The 19,079-nt window shown below is 66.1% G+C and carries 19 protein-coding genes; 9 read left to right on the top strand and 10 right to left on the bottom strand.

The window, feature by feature from the left end:
* Positions 1 to 9: 9 nt before the first annotated feature.
* From WKB25_RS03145 to WKB25_RS03130, 4 genes are all read right to left on the bottom strand, one after another.
* Positions 10 to 597 (bottom strand): aminodeoxychorismate/anthranilate synthase component II, encoded by a 588-nt coding sequence (locus WKB25_RS03145; RefSeq protein WP_088101793.1) that lies wholly within the window; start codon positions 595 to 597, stop codon positions 10 to 12.
* Positions 598 to 599: 2 nt separating this feature from the next.
* Positions 600 to 1,379 (bottom strand): SIMPL domain-containing protein, encoded by a 780-nt coding sequence (locus WKB25_RS03140; RefSeq protein WP_340568708.1) that lies wholly within the window; start codon positions 1,377 to 1,379, stop codon positions 600 to 602.
* Between the two features lie 67 nt (positions 1,380 to 1,446).
* Positions 1,447 to 2,922: an anthranilate synthase component I gene (trpE, locus tag WKB25_RS03135; RefSeq protein ID WP_180165224.1), complete on the bottom strand. Its 1,476-nt coding sequence runs from the start codon at positions 2,920 to 2,922 to the stop codon at positions 1,447 to 1,449.
* A gap of 177 nt (positions 2,923 to 3,099) precedes the next feature.
* Positions 3,100 to 5,481 (bottom strand): XVIPCD domain-containing protein, encoded by a 2,382-nt coding sequence (locus WKB25_RS03130; RefSeq protein WP_340568707.1) that lies wholly within the window; start codon positions 5,479 to 5,481, stop codon positions 3,100 to 3,102.
* 39 nt (positions 5,482 to 5,520) lie between these two features.
* On the opposite strand from WKB25_RS03130, the gene WKB25_RS03125 reads away from it, so the two are divergent.
* The gene (locus WKB25_RS03125) at positions 5,521 to 6,444 is read left to right on the top strand and encodes an ankyrin repeat domain-containing protein (RefSeq protein ID WP_340568706.1); all 924 of its coding nucleotides are present in this window, start codon (positions 5,521 to 5,523) and stop codon (positions 6,442 to 6,444) included.
* A gap of 8 nt (positions 6,445 to 6,452) precedes the next feature.
* On the opposite strand, the gene yegS is transcribed toward WKB25_RS03125, so the two are convergent.
* From yegS to WKB25_RS03105, 4 genes are all read right to left on the bottom strand, one after another.
* Positions 6,453 to 7,385, bottom strand: coding sequence for a lipid kinase YegS (yegS, locus tag WKB25_RS03120; RefSeq protein WP_340568705.1), 933 nt, complete (start codon positions 7,383 to 7,385; stop codon positions 6,453 to 6,455).
* 321 nt (positions 7,386 to 7,706) lie between these two features.
* Positions 7,707 to 8,189, bottom strand: coding sequence for a GNAT family N-acetyltransferase (locus WKB25_RS03115; RefSeq protein WP_340568845.1), 483 nt, complete (start codon positions 8,187 to 8,189; stop codon positions 7,707 to 7,709).
* A gap of 12 nt (positions 8,190 to 8,201) precedes the next feature.
* Positions 8,202 to 8,879, bottom strand: a complete 678-nt coding sequence (gene rpe, locus WKB25_RS03110) for a ribulose-phosphate 3-epimerase (RefSeq protein ID WP_180165218.1) — start codon at positions 8,877 to 8,879, stop codon at positions 8,202 to 8,204.
* Between the two features lie 57 nt (positions 8,880 to 8,936).
* The gene (locus tag WKB25_RS03105; RefSeq protein ID WP_340568703.1) at positions 8,937 to 9,266 is read right to left on the bottom strand and encodes a DnaJ domain-containing protein; all 330 of its coding nucleotides are present in this window, start codon (positions 9,264 to 9,266) and stop codon (positions 8,937 to 8,939) included.
* Between the two features lie 141 nt (positions 9,267 to 9,407).
* Between WKB25_RS03105 and WKB25_RS03100 the strand changes: the two genes are divergently transcribed.
* From WKB25_RS03100 to WKB25_RS03065, 8 genes are all read left to right on the top strand, one after another.
* A complete protein-coding gene (locus WKB25_RS03100) occupies positions 9,408 to 10,334 on the top strand; it encodes a phosphoribosylaminoimidazolesuccinocarboxamide synthase (protein WP_162291998.1) in 927 nt (308 codons plus the stop codon).
* 185 nt (positions 10,335 to 10,519) lie between these two features.
* Positions 10,520 to 11,005 (top strand): Mpo1-like protein, encoded by a 486-nt coding sequence (locus tag WKB25_RS03095; RefSeq protein WP_049467559.1) that lies wholly within the window; start codon positions 10,520 to 10,522, stop codon positions 11,003 to 11,005.
* 331 nt (positions 11,006 to 11,336) lie between these two features.
* Entirely contained in the window at positions 11,337 to 14,165 is a 2,829-nt protein-coding gene (locus WKB25_RS03090) for a monovalent cation/H+ antiporter subunit A (protein WP_340568702.1), read from the top strand.
* A complete protein-coding gene (locus WKB25_RS03085; protein ID WP_340568701.1) occupies positions 14,165 to 14,542 on the top strand; it encodes a Na+/H+ antiporter subunit C in 378 nt (125 codons plus the stop codon). Before WKB25_RS03090 ends, WKB25_RS03085 begins: the two co-directional genes overlap by 1 nt.
* On the top strand, positions 14,539 to 16,074 hold the full coding sequence (locus WKB25_RS03080) for a monovalent cation/H+ antiporter subunit D (RefSeq protein ID WP_340568700.1): 1,536 nt from the start codon (positions 14,539 to 14,541) through the stop codon (positions 16,072 to 16,074). Before WKB25_RS03085 ends, WKB25_RS03080 begins: the two co-directional genes overlap by 4 nt.
* Positions 16,071 to 16,577, top strand: coding sequence for a Na+/H+ antiporter subunit E (locus tag WKB25_RS03075; RefSeq protein ID WP_340568699.1), 507 nt, complete (start codon positions 16,071 to 16,073; stop codon positions 16,575 to 16,577). Before WKB25_RS03080 ends, WKB25_RS03075 begins: the two co-directional genes overlap by 4 nt.
* The gene (locus WKB25_RS03070; protein WP_025874598.1) at positions 16,574 to 16,858 is read left to right on the top strand and encodes a K+/H+ antiporter subunit F; all 285 of its coding nucleotides are present in this window, start codon (positions 16,574 to 16,576) and stop codon (positions 16,856 to 16,858) included. Before WKB25_RS03075 ends, WKB25_RS03070 begins: the two co-directional genes overlap by 4 nt.
* Entirely contained in the window at positions 16,855 to 17,241 is a 387-nt protein-coding gene (locus WKB25_RS03065; protein ID WP_089237394.1) for a Na+/H+ antiporter subunit G, read from the top strand. The genes WKB25_RS03070 and WKB25_RS03065 overlap by 4 nt, the downstream gene beginning before the upstream one ends.
* Before the next feature lie 110 nt (positions 17,242 to 17,351).
* Here the strand turns inward: WKB25_RS03065 and WKB25_RS03060 are convergent, their stop codons facing one another.
* Both WKB25_RS03060 and WKB25_RS03055 read right to left on the bottom strand, forming a co-directional pair.
* The gene (locus tag WKB25_RS03060; protein WP_340568698.1) at positions 17,352 to 18,311 is read right to left on the bottom strand and encodes a sodium:calcium antiporter; all 960 of its coding nucleotides are present in this window, start codon (positions 18,309 to 18,311) and stop codon (positions 17,352 to 17,354) included.
* 73 nt (positions 18,312 to 18,384) lie between these two features.
* Positions 18,385 to 19,029 (bottom strand): hypothetical protein, encoded by a 645-nt coding sequence (locus WKB25_RS03055; RefSeq protein WP_340568697.1) that lies wholly within the window; start codon positions 19,027 to 19,029, stop codon positions 18,385 to 18,387.
* Between the last annotated feature and the right edge of the window lie 50 nt (positions 19,030 to 19,079).

Raw genomic sequence — 19,079 nt, 5'->3', positions numbered from 1 at the left:
CTCCTTGGATCAGGCAGCCGGGCGCTGCAGGAAATTGCGCAGCAGGGCGTGGCCGTGTTCGGTGAGGATCGATTCGGGGTGGAACTGCACGCCCTCGACCGGGAACTGGCGGTGGCGCAGGCCCATGATCTCTTCGATCGAGCCATCCTCGTTCTCGGTCCACGCGGTCACTTCCAGCGCGTCGGGCAGGCTGTTCTTGTCGACCACCAGCGAGTGGTAGCGAGTGGCCTGGTAACCGTCCGGCAGGCCGGCGAACACGCCCTTGCCTTCATGGCGGATCGGTGAGGTCTTGCCGTGCATGATGTTGCCGGCGCGGATGACCGTGCCGCCGTAGACCTGGCCGATGCCCTGGTGGCCCAGGCACACGCCGAGGATCGGCGTGGTCGGGCCCAGGCGCTGGATCAGCTCCAGCGACACGCCCGCCTCATTGGGCGTGCACGGGCCGGGCGAGATGACGATGCGCTCGGGTTTCTGCGCGGCGATCTCGTCCACGCTCATCGCATCGTTGCGCACCACCTTCACCTCGGCACCCAGCGTCTGCAGGTACTGCACGAGGTTGTAGGTGAAGCTGTCGTAGTTGTCGATCATCCACAACATGGTTAGGTTCCGTCGCTTATCAGGAAAATGGCGTACACATTTTCGGTGTAGGTGATGGGGCCGGCTTCGATGGATTCGCGCGCGCGCGAGCCGGTTGTTTCAATGCTGGTCGGTGCCTGCGGAGCCGGCGGGCTTGGCGGCGTGACCATGTCACCGCTGCGGGGCCAGCTGCCTGCCTGCACGCCGTAGGCGAAGTTCGGGGCCACGTCGGAGATGCTGTAGAGGCCGGTGATGCGCGCGCCATAGGCCGTGGCAAGGTGCTTGGCGGAGGCGCGTGTCTGCGTTGCCGCTTCGGCCTTGAGTTCGCCACGCAGTGCGGCTTCCTTCGAGTAGCCAGGTCGCATGCTGCTGATCTGCAGGTCATCGCTGGCATCGACCGCGCGCAGGAAGGCCTGCAGGTCGCCGGTGGTGCCGAAGCTGCCCTTCAGGCGCCGGCTCACCCGTGTCCCCAGGTATTCCTGCTTGCCCTGCACGCTATAGCGGTAGTCCGGCTGGATGGTCAGGTTGTCGGCCACCACGCTTTCCGGCAGTGCATGGTTGCGCTTGAACGCACCCAGCACCGCATCGACATTGCCCTGCACGCGCGAGCGCGCTGTATCCGGCTGAAGATCGGTGGACTTGACCAGCAGTTCAACCGTGAACCGGTCCGGCATCACCGTTCGCGCGCCCTCGCCCTTCACCAGCAGGTGCGGTTGCGAGGGAATGGTGTTGGCCTGTGCCCATGCATCCGGGGCCATCGTGGCCAGCAGCGACGACCACAGCAGAACGCTCAGCAGCTTCATGCGGTACTCCTTGTCTTGAATGGAAACAGCGAAGGGTGCTGCGGCGCAGGCCACAGCACAGGGAAGCTCACAGGCCCTTGGCGGCCTGGGCGACGGCGCGAAACAGCGCGCGACCCTTGTTCATCGTCTCGTCCCATTCCTTGTCCGGGTCGGAGTCGTAGACGATGCCGGCGCCGGCCTGCACGTACAGGCGGCCGTCCTTGATCACCGCAGTGCGGATCGCGATCGCGGTATCGGCATCGCCGTGCCAGCCGATGTAGCCGATGCTGCCGGCGTAGACATTGCGCTTGATCGGTTCCAGCTCGCGGATCACTTCCAGCGCGCGGATCTTCGGCGCGCCGCTGACCGTACCGGCCGGGAAGGTGGCGCGCAGCACGTCGGCATAGCTCAGGCCCGGCTGCAGCTGCCCGGTCACTTCGCTGACGATGTGCATGACGTGGCTGTAGCGTTCGATCACGAACTGCTCGCCCACTTCGACGGTGCCTGCCTTGGACACGCGGCCGGCGTCATTGCGGCCCAGGTCGATCAGCATCAGGTGCTCGGCGCGTTCCTTTGGATCGGCCAGCAGCTCGACCTCCAGCGCCTGGTCCAGCTCCGGCGTGGCGCCGCGCGGGCGGGTGCCGGCGATCGGGCGCACGGTCACTTCACCGTCCTGCAGACGCACCAGGATTTCCGGCGAGGAGCCGACCACCTGCAGGTCGCCGACATCGAGGAAATACATGTACGGCGACGGGTTCAGTGCACGCAGCGCGCGATACACATCCACCGGGCGCGCCTTGAACGGCACGCTCAGGCGCTGGCTGAGCACCACCTGGAAGATGTCGCCAGCACGGATGTACTCCTTGCTGCGCTGGACCGCGTCGACGAAGCCTTCGCGGGTGAAACCGGAAACGAAATCGGACTCGTCCAGCACGTCGCTGGTCAGCGGTGCCGGATAGCCGGCACCCGGCGCGCGCAGCTTGGCGGTCAGTGCATCCAGGCGGGCCTGGGCCTGCTCGAAGGCGCCTTCGACACGCGGATCGGCATGCACGATCAGGTACAGGCGGCCCTTCAGGTTGTCGAACACCGCCAGCTCATCGGAGTGCAGCAGCAGGATGTCCGGGGTGCCCAGTTCGTCACGGCCGGCCGGCGAGGCCAGGCGCGGCTCGATGTAGCCGATGCATTCGAAGCCGAACCAGCCGACCAGGCCACCGGTGAAGCCCGGCAGGCCTTCCAGCTTGGGCACCGAGTGGGCGCTGCGCAGCGCCTCGACCTCGGCAAACGGGTCGGCCACCTCACGGGTTTCCACCACATCGCCGTGCTCGCGTACGGTCAGGGTGAGGCCGTGGAAGGCGTACACGCGGCGTGCCGGCAGGCCGATGATCGAGTAACGACCAAAGCGCTCGCCGCCTTCGACGGATTCAAACAGGTAGGTATTGGGGCCGTCGGCGAGCTTCAGATAGACCGAAAGCGGCGTGTCCAGGTCGGACAGCACTTCGCGGACAACGGGAATATGGGTGTGGCCTTCAGCGGCCTGCTGCTGAAACTGAGCGTGCGAGATCAAGACGACTTTCCTTCCGGGACACAGCGTTATGGGGACGGACGACGGCAACAGGCCACCATCGCCACCAACGGCGTGCGGAAGAAAGGGTATGCGGGGTCGTCAGGCTGGACACCCAATGACTGTATCGCAGCTTTGGCCGCAGGGAAACCCTTTGGCGACGGGCGGTTTGTCTTCGCCCTAGCCCATCCGCCGCGCCTGTTCCTGGCTCTCCTGCACCTGCTGCTGGGCCAGCGACACCCCCTGCGCCTGCTCGCGACTGGCGTTGATCGCGTCAATCTGGGCGGTGCTCGCGCTGAGCGGCTGGGCCATGCCCGCCGCCACCTCGACGTGGGCATGGCGGCGGTGCGCGGCGTTCAGGTCGGGCGTATCCACCGCGAAGGCGCGGCGGTGATCGTCGCTGAGCACCACGTGGGAAATGGACTCCAGCCCCTCGCGCTTGGCCTGCACGGCCAGTGCACCGGCGAGCTGGTCGCTCTGCAGGTTCGGCACGCGGTTGTGGGCGGCATCCAGGGCGTGCACGCCGGTCTGTGCGCCATTGAACAACCGGTAATCGGTGTGGCCAGGGTCATTGATGCCGGGCCCGCGCGCAGCGGGCTCTGCTGCCACGCCGGCCCGGCGGCCATCTTCCGGATGCTGTATGCGCTGGTGCTGCTCGACCAGCTTGCGGGCGGCGGCTTCCTGCTTGATCAGTTCCGAATCCAGGCTGGGAATGACGGTCTCGGCCATGCCATGGCGGGCCGTTGCCTCGCCAAATGCTGGACCGATGTTACGGATCAATCGCGCGGACTGGGCAAGATTGGAGAGCTTCACCGCATCCAATGGCAGGGCACCGGTGGGTACATGCGTTGCTGCCGCGGTGCCCACCCCCACACTGATGCCCCCGACCGTCGCCATGGCAGCTGGCGCTTGGGCGGTAACGCCCTTTACCTTCGATGCCACCAGGTCATAGCCGCGGTCCACATGAGCGCCGGCGGTGGCAAAACCGTTCTGCAGCTTGCCGGCCACCCACTGCCCGTCATGGCCGATGGCAGTGGCCGTCCGCTCGCCAAAGGCACGCGTTCCCTCGGCATCGGCATGTGCTTGTCGCGATGCATGCACCGCGCGTTGCTCGCCCGTAGTACGTGTCCTTTCGGCCTCTTTGGCCAACCTGTCGGCCGCGTCATCCAAACCGATCCGACCGGCCACCCACGACAGCGCGGATATGCCGTGGGAACTGGCCTGCGATTGCGCCCGATGCAGGGTCGCCTCGATGCTTCCAGTCAACTCGCGCCCGGAGGCGATCAAGGTGGTGGTCGCCCGGGTACCCACCTGGAGGGTAGTCGACCCCATGTTCACGATCTGGCCGACGGCCATGCCCTGGGTCCTCAGGATCTGCTCCGCGCCATCACCCGCCCTGTCCAGCACGTGCGCGCCGGCCGCACCCGCGCGCTCAACCTGTTCACCAATCACACGTCCTCCGCGCATGCCGTAGCCAGTGGCGTGCAGCACCGTGGACAGCGGTCCAGCCAGCTCTGCAACCTGGCTTGGCGCCGCTACCTGCGAACGATTGACGATATTGCCCTGTGCGTCGCGTGTCTTGGCCTCAAGCAGCAGTTCGGCACGGCCAGCGGCCACCGGGATATTGCGCAGAGCTTCCTGCCCCGGCTGTGTCGCCAGTTGTTCGATGAACTGCGCCGCGGACGTCTGCGCACCCGGTGGCATCATCTCGCGCAGCTTGTCGCCCACCAGCTTCTGCATGGCGGGCTCCTTCAGCAACATGCCCATTTCATTGGCAAGCACGCCATAGCCGCGACGCTGCTGCTCGCTCAGGCGCTGCATGCCGTTCTGCACGTCATTCAGCACCTCGCCGGTGGTCTGGTAGGTATGCACGCTTTGTTGCGGGTTGAAGGTGGGCAGACCATTTTCCTTCGCGAAACGTGCCGCAGTTTCCGGATGCAGGCCTGCCGCATTGAAGGTGGTGGCGCGTGCGCCAGTGACGGCCGACGCAGCCGAGGCCATGCCACCGCCGAGGGAGTGGCCGGCGATTTCGAAGTTGTTGCCAATGCGATCATTCAGCTGCGTGGCAAGTGACATGGCGCGATCGTAGTAGTCGCTTCGCATCCCAATGCCTTGCTGCCCATTGTTCAGAAAATCTTCGCCACCAGACTCGCGCCATCCATTCGGTGCAAGAGGGTCGACGATCTTACCGGTAGAGCCCTTGTAGACCACCACCGGCTTTGCGTCTGTACCGAAAAGCTCTTTGTCGGGAATATATATCTCCGCGCGGAATCCAGACTGCGGCGGTTGCAGAAGCTCGCGCAACTCTTCGTCAGACATGTTGATGCCTGCAGCGCGCAGCGCATCCGGATCGGAGCTGCCGCGCGTCCATCCCACGGGAGGCGCACCTTCGTGCTTGGCTGATTGATAGACATCAGCTGCGAGACCAGACATTTCACGTGCGTGATAGGTCTCCTGAAGACGATCAGCCTCTCTGTCATTGCCGCTTTCCCGCAGCTGTTGAACGAGAAGATTCTGCTCCTGGAGGGCGCGCACGCGCGCCTCGATGTCGGTTCCATTCATGGCAAACTCCATTGCGCCGGGCACGGGCTTGAGCACGCGATGCTTATCGATTATCAGAACTTTTTGCTAATGTCACGCTTCAGCCCAATCATCAGGATGATAATGCCCATTCACTTTCACAAACGTGTGCAGAAGGCCCTCCTCTCCGTGGCTTGTCTCACACTTTTGCTGATCAGCGGCTGCGCGGCATCATCGAGTCATGGAGCAGACCAGTACTTTGAAGGAAAGGCTCTGCAGCTGGCCATCGCCACTGAAAGCGGCGATTCAAAGGCTATTCACCGCCTCATCGGTGAAGAAGGGGTCGATCCGGACAAGACGTTCTCGCGCGAAGACGGGATTCCCATGGTCGCCTGGCCTCTACGCGCAGGCAATCTGGACGGCCTCCGCGCACTTCTGGACAACGGTGCAGATCCAAATGCCCGCGCCTACAAGGTCGTGGATGGCCGCAGACTTGGCTACAACAACGCCATGGTCTATGCCTCAAAGCTGGACGACCCGCGATACCTGCAATTGCTGCTTCAGCACGGTGGAGACCCCAACACGCGTAACTCAGCGGGCGAAACGTTGCTGTTTCAAGCCTTCATTGCGGGCAATCAGTGGGAAAACGTGAAACTGCTTATTGAGAATGGAGCGAACATCAATGAATCCAATCGCGGCACCGCCGACACAGTACTGAGCTGGTACACCACCCGGGGTGGATTCGAGCATGCCTATTGGCTGCTGGAACACGGGGCAGACCCTACGGTACTACTGAAATCCTCCATCGGGGCGCCCGATAGAATGCTGATCGCCGAGCACATCTTCTGGGGCATCACTACACCCGACCTTCTGCCATGGCAGAAGAAGTGCCAGCAGTGGCTCGTCACACGCGACATCCCTCGCCCCCCGATGCCGAAAGGCATCCGCGACAAACGTGAAGCCTTCGGCTTCCCCACGAAGGAAGAAGACATCCCCCTGCTGTAGTTCCTGTATCAGCGGCCGGAAAGCAGCACGCAGTCATCCGGCAGGTGCATCCGCACCCTGCCCGGCACGCATTCGATGCGGAAGCTGCGTGCCTGCACCGGTTCGCCGTCCAGGTTCAAGGTCAGCGGCTGCGGTGCGTCGATCTGCAGCCAAGCCAGCTGCGCGCGTGTAGCGACACGCTCGAGCGCCGCTTCCTTGCCACCGGTCAGCATCTGCCCAAGGGTGGCGGCGACTTCACCATCCAGCTCCGGCACCACGGTGACGTCCAGCAGGCCGTCATCGATCAGTGCCTGCGGACACAGCTGCTGACCACCACCCGCTTGGCGGCCGTTGCCGATACCCAGCGCGATGAACCCACCTTCCCACTGGAAATCCGGCCCGCTCAGGCGCGCGGTGATCGGTTCGATGCGCCCGAGCTTGGCGATACCGGTAATGACATACGCCAGACCGCCGAGCATCTTCTTCAAGCCGGCATCGGTTTCCACCGTGACCTGGGTGCCGAAGCCGCCGCTGGCGAGGTTGGCGCACCACCACGGCTTGCCGTCGGCATCAACACGCAGCAGGTCCATCGGATGCGGCGTACCGCTGGCAATCAGTGCGAAGGCCTCCTGCGGCTCCACCGGAATACCGGCAGCGGTAGCGAAATCGTTGGCGGTGCCCATCGGCACCAGCGCCAGCGAGGGCAGCGCCTCAGCCGGCTCGTCACGATGTGCCAGCGTCTCGGCCACCGCGCTCAGCGTGCCGTCGCCGCCGGCCGCCACGATCACGTCCACGCCGTGGTCGATGGCCTCGGCCACGTAGCGCTCGGCGTCACCGTCTTCCCAGGTCACCCGCACTTCCAGGTGCACGCCGCGTTCGCGCCAGTGGCCCACGGCATCGCGCAGGTCATCGTTGCCTGCGGACTTGCCGTTGAGGATCAGGCGCCAGCGCGGTGTGCTCATGCAGTTCTTCCAGGGAAAGGCGGCACAGGCTAGCAATCGGGCGTTCGGGGCCAGTGAAAGACGCTGGCAACCGTTCAGGTCAGGTAGTTGGGCTCGTCAATGCGGGATGTCATGCAGGTGTCATCGGTGGCCCGGAGAATGGAAGGCCATAGCAGGGACGACGGATGGAGGCAGGATCAGCCTCCCACGCATGCAGCAAGGCCACGCCAGTGTTTGGCGTGGTTTTTTTTTGCCTGCCAGGCGCATCCACGCATGGCGTGGATCTACTGTGCCCACGCACTGTCTTCAATAGATCCACGTCATGCGTGGATGCATTCCGCCTCAACCGTTGGCGAAATCGTGCAGCGCCTCACCTTCCAGCCGGTACACCGTCCACTCGTCCTGCGGCTTGGCGCCGGCTGCGGTGTAGAACTCGATGGCCGGCGTGTTCCAGTCCAGCACCGACCACTCGAAGCGGCCGCAACCTTCAGCCACCGCCTGCCGGGCGATGTACTTCAGCAGCGCCTTGCCCGCACCGGAACCACGCTTTTCCGGGCTCACGTACAGGTCTTCGAGGTAGATGCCCTTGCGGCCCAGCCAGGTGGAATAGTTGTAGAAATACACCGCGTAGCCGATGGCTTCGCCGTTCGCCTCGCAGACCAGCGCGCGGGCGGTGGCGTCGGCGCCGAACAGGCTTTCGGCGATGCCGATTTCATCGGTCTGCACCGAATGCTCGGCCTTCTCGTAGATTGCCAGTTCACGGATGAAGCGCAGGATCAGGCCAGCGTCGGCGACGGTGGCCGGGCGGATGTTCAACACGGCCACCGTGCTCATGGCTCAGCCCCGTGCCGCAGCGACGTTGGCGCGCATCTGCGCGATCACGTCCTGGTAGCTGGTCTTGGCGTTGAAGATGGCCGAGCCGGCGACAAAGGTGTCGGCACCTGCGGCAGCGATCTCACCGATGTTGTCGGCCTTCACGCCACCGTCGATCTCCAGGCGGATGTCACGGCCGCTGGCATCGATCTTCTTGCGCACCACGCGCAGCTTGTCCAACGCCGACGGAATGAACGCCTGGCCGCCGAAGCCCGGGTTGACCGACATCAGCAGCACCAGGTCGAGGTCGTCCAGCACCCAGTCGAGGATGTCCACCGGGGTGGCCGGGTTCAGCACGATGCCCGGCTTGCAGCCCAGCGATCGGATCAGCTGGATGGTGCGGTGCACGTGGCGGCTGGCCTCCGGGTGGAAGCTGATGTAGGTGGCGCCGGCCTCGGCGAAGTCCGGGATGATGCGGTCCACCGGCTCGACCATCAGGTGCACGTCGATCGGTGCGGTGACGCCGTGCTTGCGCAGCGCCTGGCAGACCATCGGGCCGATGGTCAGGTTCGGCACGTAGTGGTTGTCCATCACGTCGAAATGGACCCAATCGGCGCCAGCGGCCAGGACGTTGTCGACTTCTTCGCCCAGGCGGGCGAAGTTGGCCGAGAGGATGGAAGGAGCGATGAGGCAGTTGGACATGGCCGGGGCCTTCGGAACGGGGAAAGGGGTCTCCCGCCCGCAGGCGGGACTGTGGGGTCAGCGCTTGCGCAGGGTCTTGATGCGGTCGTAGGCGGCGTTGATGCGCCGCGACTTCTGCTCGGCCTGCTGCCGCAGCTCGGGGGCGGCACCGCCCAGCTTGTCGGGGTGGTACTGGGAGATCAGCTTGCGGTAGGCGCGCTCGACCTCGGCATCGGTAGCCTCGGAGGTCAGCCCCAGCTCGCGGTAGGGGTTCTCCTTGTTCAGGCGGAACCAGTCGCTGTCGAAGGCATGTCCCAGCAACAGGCCGACCACCGCGCCGAACAGCGGATTGGGCCGGAACAGCAGGGCCCCGGCGATGAAACCGAGCAGTTTTCCGTACCAGCGCATGGCGCTCCGGGGTCGGCCGACGAAATGGACGCTCATTTTACGTCACAGCGGGCCCGGACCGCTTTACACTAGGCCGCCCGCTGGTCAGCGGGCCCGCCGGGTCCGTTGGGCAGCCGTATCGACGAAGCCCCAGGAGTGCCCGTGCCAACCACGCTGTTGCAATCCGATCTCCCCGGCCTGCCCTTGCGCCACCGCGGCAAGGTGCGTGATGTGTTCGATATCCCGCGCGAGCGGCTGCCGGCCGGTACCCCGCCGGGGGATTACCTGTTGATGGTCGCCACCGATCGCCTGTCGGCGTTCGACGTGGTTCTGCCCGACCCGATCCCGGGCAAGGGCGAGATGCTCTGCCAGGTGTCCAACTTCTGGTTCGCCAAGACCGCGCACCTGATGCCCAACCACCTGACCGGCATCGATGTAGCCAGCGTGCTGCCCGAGGGCGTGGACGCGGCCCTGTACGCCAAGCGCGCGGTGGTCACCCGCAAGCTGAAGCCGGTACCGGTGGAAGCGATCGCCCGCGGTTACCTGATCGGCAGCGGCTGGAAGGACTACCAGCGCACCGGCAAGGTCAGCGGCATCGACCTGCCCGACGGCCTGCGCCAGGCCGAGCAACTGCCCGAGCCGATCTTCACCCCCTCGACCAAGGCTGCCGTTGGCGACCATGACGAGAACATCGACTTCGACGCGATGGTGAAGACGGTCGGTGCGGAGATGGCCGAGCGCGTGCGCGACGCCACGCTGCGCATCTACAAGTTCGCGGCCGATTACGCACGCGAGCGCGGCATCATCCTGGCCGACACCAAGTTCGAGTTCGGTACCGATGCCGACGGTCGCCTGTACATCATGGACGAGATGCTGACGCCGGATTCCTCGCGCTACTGGCCGGCCGACGAGTACGAAGTGGGCACCAGCCCGCCGAGCTACGACAAGCAGTTCGTGCGTGACTACCTGGAGACGCTGGACTGGGGCAAGACCGCTCCGGGCCCGAGCATCCCGGCCGAAATCATCGAGCGCACCCGCGCCAAGTACGCCGAGGCGCTGCAGCGCCTGGCCGGAATCAGCGTCGACTGATTCCCCTGCGCCCCAGCCGGTCTGGCTGGGGGCGGTTTCCTGCGCCCCCCCCTGCAGCCAGGCATGGCCTGGCTCTACTGTCGGTTGCCTGGGGTAGTGCCGGCCGCTGGCCGGCAACCTCGGCCGACCTGCAGCCAGGCATGGCCTGGCTCTACTGGCGGCCCCGGCCGGGGTATGCTGGCCGCATGCAGACCACCACCCAGCTTGCGCGTCCGATCGACCGCTATTTCGCCAGCTACTCCGACGACCACCGCAATGTGGTCAACCAGCGCATCCACGTGGTGGCGGTGCCGGCGATCCTGTGGTCGGTGGTGGCCCTGCTGTGGTGCGTTCCGCCGCTGATCACCTGGTTCCAATACGGCATCTGGTCGGCGTTCGCGATGTTCAGCGCCTGGTGCTTCTACAACAAGCTGTCGCGCCCGCTGGGCATCGGCATGCTCATCCAGTTTTTCGTGTTCGGCTGCCTGTGCCGGCTGCTGGAAGCGGAAATCGGCTTGCACAACCTGCGCTCGCTGGCCATCGGCGTATTCGTCGTCGCCTGGATCGCGCAGTTCATCGGCCACAAGTTCGAAGGCCGCAAGCCCAGCTTCCTGACCGACCTGACCTACCTGCTGATCGGCCCGGCTTGGGTGATGGCCAAGGCCTATCGCAAGCTCGACTGGCGCTACTGACCGGCGTCGCCGCATCGACGCCTTCGTTTCCTGAACGGGCAGATGCCATCACCCACGGTGGACGGCGCGCCTGCCAGCCTGCTGCGGCGACCTCCTCTCCGTGTCCCGCCCAGCGGCGGCGGTCCCTGTGCGACAGGGGCTGCGGTCTCCCTGCGTGGGCGTAGGGTGGGCCCGCCAACCGGTCATGAGGAGTGATCCGCGCGGCATGCTGCATCGCAGAAAAAATGAATCAGCGCACGTTACATGCAATTGATCGCTGTTCAATGGGTTTCGGCGACATTTGGCGGCCTGTTATGCTCCCTGACCTGCTCGTGAATCATGGATTCCCTGCATGCTCCCCAGCCTGCACCTGCTGCTGGCCCTGCCGTTCCTCATGGCAGTGGCTGTCGCAGCCTTCCCCCGTAGTTCGCGCTCGACTGCTGCCTGGCTGGCGGCGCTGGCGCCGTTGGGCGGGCTGGCGATCCTCGCCTGGCTGACCCCATCGGTGCTCGATGGCCAGGTGGTGCGGACGATGGTGCCGTGGCTGCCGCAGATCGGCCTGGACTTCACCCTGCGCCTGGATGGCCTGGCCTGGATGTTCGCCGGGCTGGTGCTGGGCATCGGTGCGCTGGTGGTGCTGTATGCGCGCTACTACCTGAGCCCGCAGGACAGCGCGCACCGCTTCTATACCTATCTGTTGCTGTTCATGGGCGCCATGCTGGGCATGGTGTTGTCGGGCAACCTGTTGCTGCTGATGATCTTCTGGGAAATGACCAGCATCAGCTCGTTCCTGCTGATCGGTTTCTGGTCACATCGCCAGGACGCCCGCGAGGGCGCGCGGATGGCGCTGGTGATCACCGGCGGCGGCGGCCTGGCCCTGCTGGCCGGCGTGCTGCTGATCGGCCGCATCGTCGGAAGCTTCGATCTGGACGTGGTGCTGGCCGCCGGCGAGCAGATCCGCGCCAGTGCGCTGTACCCCTATGCGTTGTTCCTGGTGCTGGCGGGCATCTTCACCAAGAGCGCGCAGTTCCCGTTCCACTTCTGGCTGCCGCACGCGATGGCCGCGCCCACGCCGGTGTCCGCCTACCTGCACTCGGCCACCATGGTGAAGGCCGGCGTGTTCCTGCTGGCGCGCCTGCATCCGGCGTTGGCCGGCAGCGATCTGTTCTTCTATACGGTCAGCGGCATCGGTGCGCTCACCCTGCTGATCGGCGCCTGGAACGCGATCTTCCAGCATGACCTGAAGGGCCTGCTGGCCTATTCGACGATCTCGCACCTGGGCCTGATCACCCTGCTGTTCGGCCTGTCCACGCCGATGGCGGTGGTCGCCGGCGTGTTCCACATCCTCAACCACGCCACCTTCAAGGCCTCGCTGTTCATGGCGGCCGGCATCATCGACCACGAGACCGGCACCCGTGACATGCGCAAGCTCGGTGGCCTGCGCAGGCTGATGCCGTTCACCAGCGCGCTGGCGATCATCGCCTCGCTGGCGATGGCCGGGATCCCGCTGCTCAATGGCTTCCTGTCCAAGGAAATGCTGTTCGCCGAAGCGCTCTCGGCCGGCGGCACCGACACCATGCGCATGGCGGTGTCGATCGCCGCGCTGCTGGCCGGTGTGTTCGGCGTCGCCTACAGCCTGCGCTTCGTGCACGACACCTTCTTCGGCAAGGGCCCGCATGGCCTGGACCGCGTGCCGCACGAGCCGCCGCGCTGGATGAAGGTGCCGGTAGAGATCCTGGTGGTGATCTGCGTGGCAGTGGGTATCGCCCCGGCACTGACGGTGGCGCCGGTACTGCACGCGGCGGCGGCCTCGATCCTCGGCAGCGCGATGCCCGAGTACAACCTGTCGATCTGGCATGGCTTCAACCTGCCGCTGGCGATGAGCGCCGCGGGCGTGGTCGGTGGCGTGGCCCTCTACTTCGGCCTGCGCAAGCTGATCGACCTGCATGGGATCACCAACACCACGCCGGGGCGCAACGTCTTCCACCACCAGCTGGACCTGCTGTCGGCCGGTGCGCAGCGGTTGACTGCCGGCATCGCAAACGGCAGCCTGCAGCGCATGCTGCTGGGCCTGGTGCTGGTGGCGATCATGGTTGCCGCCGCGCCCTACATCGCCAATCCGGCCTCGCCGGACTGGACCAAGCCGCAGCCGATACCGCTGCTGGGCTGGGCACTGTGGCTGGTGATGATGTCCTGCGCGGTGGCGACCCTGCGCATGTACAAGCAGCGCCTGCTGGCGGTGCTGCTGGTCGGCGGTGTCGGCCTGATGGTGGCACTGACCTTCGTGTTCCTGTCAGCACCGGATCTGGCGCTGACCCAGCTGCTGGTGGAGATGGTGACCTTGGTGCTGATGCTGCTGGGCATGAACTACCTGCCCGCACAGTCGGGCCCGGAGCGGCCGCGCTGGCGCAAGCGCCGTGATGCGCTGATCGCGATCGTGGCCGGTGCCGGCCTCGGCGCGCTGGCCTACAGCGCGATGACGCTGCCGCCGAACACCATGGCCGGCGAACTGCTTGCCCGCGCACTGCCCGAGGCGTACGGCCAGAACGTGGTCAATGTGATCCTGGTCGACTTCCGCGGTTTCGATACCTTCGGCGAGATCACCGTGTTCGGCATCGCCGCACTGGTCGTGCATGCGCTGCTGCGGCGCACGCGGATGGCGCCGGAGCAGATCATGCCCGGCCCGCCGATCAAGCTGCCGGTGCCGGCCGATCTGGCCCAGATCATGTTCCCGCTGACCCTGACGGTCTCCATCTTCCTGTTCCTGCGCGGCCACAACGCGCCGGGCGGGGGCTTCATCGCCGGCCTGGTGCTGGCGGTGCCGCTGCTGATCCAGTACGTGATCCAGGGCACCGCATCGGTGGAGTCGCGCTTCGGCTTCGACTACATCCGCTGCATCGGCACCGGCCTGCTGATCGCCATCCTCAGCGGTGGCGCCTCGATGCTGTTCGGCGTGCCGTTCCTGACCAGTGGTCACCTGGACCTGCACCTGCCGTTGATCGGTGATGTACCGCTGGCCAGCGCGATTGGTTTTGATATCGGCGTGTATCTGGTGGTGTTCGGTGGCGCGATGCTGATGCTGTCGATGATGGCCACCGTCAAACCCTCGCGGACGCGCACCGCGCGCAAGGGCGAGATCGACCTGCAACGCCGCTCGGCACGAACGGGGGAGATGCACTGATGGAACTGGCCCTGGCCTCTGCGATCGGCGTGCTGACCGCCATCGGCGTCTACCTGCTGCTGCGCGCGCGCAGCTTTGATGTGATCCTCGGCATGACCTTCCTGTCCTACGCCACCAACCTGTTGATCTTCGCCGGTGGCCGCGTGGTGCAGGGCAAGGCGCCGGTGCTGCAGGAAGGCGTGGAGAGCCACCTCGGCAACTACACCGATCCGCTGCCGCAGGCACTGGTGCTGACCGCCATCGTGATTGCCTTTGCGATGACCGCCGTCAGCATCGTGCTGGCCATGCGCAGCCGCAGCGACAACCACAGTGACCATGTGGACGCGCATGAGCCGGACGACGATGCACCGCCGCGCCGGGGCGAGGACCGCGCATGAATCATCTGGTGATCCTGCCGATCCTGGTACCACTGCTCGGCGCGGCGCTGTCGCTGTTCGTCGAACACCGCCGCTTTGGGCCGAAGGTGCAGCGTGCCGTGGCGTGGATATCGCTGGCCACGCTGGCGGTGGTGGTCGGCCTGTTGTTTGCCGACACCGCAGGTGGCGACATCCGCGTGTACCTGCTGGGCGACTGGCCGTCGCGGCTGGGCATCGCGCTGGTCGCCGACCAGCTGTCCGCCTGGATGCTGCTGACCACCCTGCTGCTGGCCATTCCCTGCCTGCTGCATGCGTGTTCGGGTTGGGACCGCCGCGCACCGCACTTCCATGCGCTGTTCCAGTTCCAGCTGGTGGGCCTCAACGGTGCTTTCCTGACCGGCGACATCTTCAACCTGTTCGTGTTCTTCGAGGTGATGCTGATCGCCTCCTACGGCCTGCTGCTCAGTGGCGGCCGTGGCCTGCGCATGCGCATCGGCCTGCACTACGTTGTGTTCAACGTCACCGCCTCGACCCTGTTCCTGATCGCGCTGGGCCTGCTGTACGCCTCGCTGGGGTCGTTGAACATGGCCGAGCTGTCGCAGCGCATTGCCGAAGTGCCCCCTGCGCAGCTGACCCTGGTGAAGGCGACGATGGGCCTGTTGCTGCTGGTGTTCTGTGCCAAGGCCGCGCTGATGCCGCTGTACCTGTGGCTGCCCGAATCGTATGCGCGTGCACCGGCGGCGGTAGCGGCGCTGTTCGCGATCATGACCAAGGTGGGCCTGTATGCCGTGCTGCGCATCCAGATGCTGTGGTTCGGCGAAGATGCGGGTGCCATGGCCGGCTATGGCCGCGACTGGCTGCTGTGGGCCGGCGTGGCGACGCTGCTGCTGGGTGGCCTGGGCGTGTTGGCCGCAGCGCGCCTGCGCGTGTTGATTTCGTATCTGGTGATCGTCTCGGCGGCGACGCTGTTCATCGCGTTTTCTGTCGGCACCCCGAAGGTGCTCTCGGCCGGCCTGTATTACCTGCCGCACAGCAGCTTCGTCGCCGCCGCGCTGTTCCTGGTTGCCGACCTGATCCGACGCCGCCGCGGCGGCGCCAGCGACCGCAAGGAAGTGATCGCACCGATGCCCGGCAAGGAGACCCCGGCCGTGCTGTTCCTGATTGCGGCGGTGTCGGTGGCCGGCCTGCCGCCGCTGTCCGGCTTCCTGGCCAAGGCCGCGCTGTTGGCCGGCATGCCCGACCATTACACCGGCGCGGTGTGGACGGCGGTGCTGGTCAGCAGCCTGCTGGTCATCATGGGCCTGACCCGCGGTGGCATCCGCCTGTTCTGGCGCGTGCCGCTGCCCGATCCCGACGCACCGCCACCGCGCAAGGCACCACTGCGCCGTGTCGAGCTGTTTGCCGCGTGCATCCTGCTGGCCTACGGCATCGGTATGACACTGTTCGCTGCCCCGCTGATGCAGCACACCGACGCCATCGCCACCCAGCTGCTGCAGCCGGGCGATTACGTGCAGCAGTTGCGCGCGACCACGCCGGAGATCCGCCAGCCATGACCGCCAAGCGTTCCCCGATTCGCCGCCTGCTGCCCTCGCCCGCGCTGAGCGTGATGGTGGTGGTGTTCTGGCTGCTGATGTCCGACAGCTTCACGCTCGGCCAGTTCCTGCTGGGCATGCTGCTGGGCGTGGTCATTCCGCTGTTCGCTGCGCGCCTGGACCGCGAGTTCGCCCGCATCGGCACGCTGCGGCCGCTGCCGAAGCTGCTGTTTGTGACCCTGTGGGACATCCTGATGTCCAACATCCGCGTGGCCATCCAGGTGCTGGGCCCGGAGAAGAACATCCACCCCGGTTTCATCTGGCTGCCGCTGGACATCGCCAACATCCACGGCATCGCCGCACTGACCAGCATGATCACCCTGACCCCCGGCACGGTGTCGGCCGCACTCAGCGACGACCGGAAGTTCCTGCTGGTGCACGTGCTGCACCTGGAAGACCCGCAGGAGCTGATCGACACGATCAAGCGCCGTTATGAAGCCCCGTTGATGGAGATCTTCCCATGACTGGATTCCAGATCATCCAGACCACCCTGGTGGTGTGCATGCACGTGGTCGGCCTGGCCATGCTGCTGGCCACCTGGCGCCTGCTGCGCGGGCCGACCGTGCCCGACCGCATCCTTGCACTGGATACGCTGTCGGTAACCGCCATCGCCGAGCTGATGCTGTTCGGCATGTACCTCAATTCAGCGATCTACTTCGAGGCGGCGTTGATCATCGCCATGCTCGGCTTCGGCAGCACCGTGGTGCTGAGCAAGTTCGTGCTGCGCCGGGACATCGTCGAATGATCACCTTCATCCAGATCGCGCTGTCGATCCTGCTGCTGTTCGGCTGCTTCTTCATCCTGGTCGGCGCGCTGGGGCTGGTGAAGCTGTCCACCTTCTTCAAGCGTCTGCACGCACCGACCAAGGCCAGCACGCTGGGCGTGGGCTGCGTGCTGGTGTGCTCGGTGTGTTACCACATCTTCCTGGGCCAGGACCCGCAACCGCGCGAGCTGCTGATCACCGTGTTCCTGTTCATCACCGCACCGATCAGCGCGCACCTGATGGCCAAGGCGGCGCTGTCGCTGCTGATGGAAACGCGCCCCACTCTGCCGGGCAACGAGCGTGCGGAAGAAGAACAACTGCCGCCGCCGGAACCGGAGCGGGAAGAGGAAACCACCGCGCGTTGACGGTGGGTGCCGACCGTTGGTCGGCACGACCCCGGATAACCGCCAGTAGAGCCAGGCCATGCCTGGCTGCGGGGGTTTGCCGAGGTTGCCGGCCAGCGGCCGGCACTACCTCAGGCCGCGCTGACCAGCGCGATTTCCAGCCCCAACCAGGCCACGAACGCGCCCAGCAGCACCGCACCTTCGATGCGGCTGATGCGCAGGTCGCCGCGCAGCATCGGGTACAGCACCAATGCGAACGCCAGCAGCGCCGGCAGTTCCAGGCGCACGAACGAAGCCGGCAGCGCCAGCGGCTGCAGCAACCCCATCGCACCGATCACCAGCATCAGGTTGACCACGCTGGAACCGAGCACGTGGCCCAGCACCATGTCGCCGTGACCGCGGCGCGCTGCCGCGACGGCGGCGGCCACCTCCGGCAACGCGGTGCCGATCGCCACCGGCAGCAGACCGACCAGCAGCGGCGTCCAGCCCAGCGCGGTGCCGAAATCAGCGGCGGCACCAACCACCAGGCGAGCGCCCCAGTACAGCGCCACTGCGGCGATCAGCAGGCGCAACACGTTCAACGGCAGGCTGGTGCGGCTCAGTGCCGACTCGGCGATGATCGCCTGTACCTCGGCGCTCTCATGGCGCCCGCGGCGCAGCAGCAGGAACTGCACCACGACGAACCCGGCCACCAGCACGCCAGCCTCCCAGCGCCGCAGGCGGCCATCGAGCCCGAACACGATCAGCAGCAGGCCCGCGGCCAGCAACGCCCACCACAGCACCGTCTGCAGGCGGGCACGCAACAACAGCGGCGCAGCAATGGCAGCCACCGCCAGGGTCAGGCCAAGGTTGACCACGCTGCTGCCGACGGCGTTGCCCAAGGCCAGCTCCGGCTGCCCCACCACCAGCGCGCGGGCATTGACTGCCAGTTCCGGCAGCGAGGTGGCGATGCCCAGCAACAGCAGGCCGGCGGTGAATGCGCTGGCACCGAAGCGCTGCGCCAGGCCGGCAACGGCTTTGACGATGGAGTCCCCGCCCAGGGCCAGCAACAGCAGGCCGAGCAGGAACCAGGCAATGGCAATGGCGATCATCGGGCGCTCCCCAGCGGTCGTGGCGCGATTCTACGCTCGGCCCACCCGCAGCGGGTGAGCCGAGGATGGTGGATCAGCCGCAGCCTTCGGCGTAGTCCACCTGCGGGGTCCTGCCGACCCGCCAGGCGCCGACCTTGCCGTCAGCGCCGAGGGCGAAATCGACGATCGCAGCGCCCTCCTGCGCCGGCCGCACGCGCAGGTGCTGGGCCTTGTCGTCGTACTTGTCCGGGCCGACGTCGGCGCGCTCGGGATACAGCACCTGCAGCTCGCCCAGGGTCATGCCGACCCGTCCACCACCGGGGGCGACGATGGACGGACTGCGTACGTCGTAGCGCACCAGCTTGCGCGCCTCGAACATCAGGCGCGGGTCTTCGGCGTCCTGCGGGCGCAGGAAGTAGCAGCCCTCATTGGCATCGTCGGCAGGCAGCGGCTTGCCAGCGGCATCGGTACCCAGGCCCTGCAAGGGCGTGCCGAAGCCACTGCGGACCTCGGCGATGCCGGCGCCCAGCGTGGCGCCGCCGAAGCCATCCAGGCGTGCCGGGCTGTCGCGGCGCGGGTCCACCGGCGATGCGGTGGCCAGATCGGCGTCGGCGGGAACGGAGGCATCCTTCGCCGGTGCGGTTGCGGCGGCAGGCGCGTCCGCCGCGGCGGTTTCGGGACTACGGTTGCAGGCGGCCAACGACAACAGCAGCAGGCCGGCAATCGGGAGGTGCTTCATTGGTGCGGATCCTTGGCACAGGGTGGGTGCACGCTACCCCAGCGCGCGTG

The organism is Stenotrophomonas sp. G106K1, from assembly GCF_037969685.1.
In the GTDB taxonomy this organism is placed as follows: domain Bacteria; phylum Pseudomonadota; class Gammaproteobacteria; order Xanthomonadales; family Xanthomonadaceae; genus Stenotrophomonas; species Stenotrophomonas lactitubi.
Note: the sequence above shows the minus strand (reverse complement) of the source record. Positions and strands in the feature narration are given on the sequence as shown.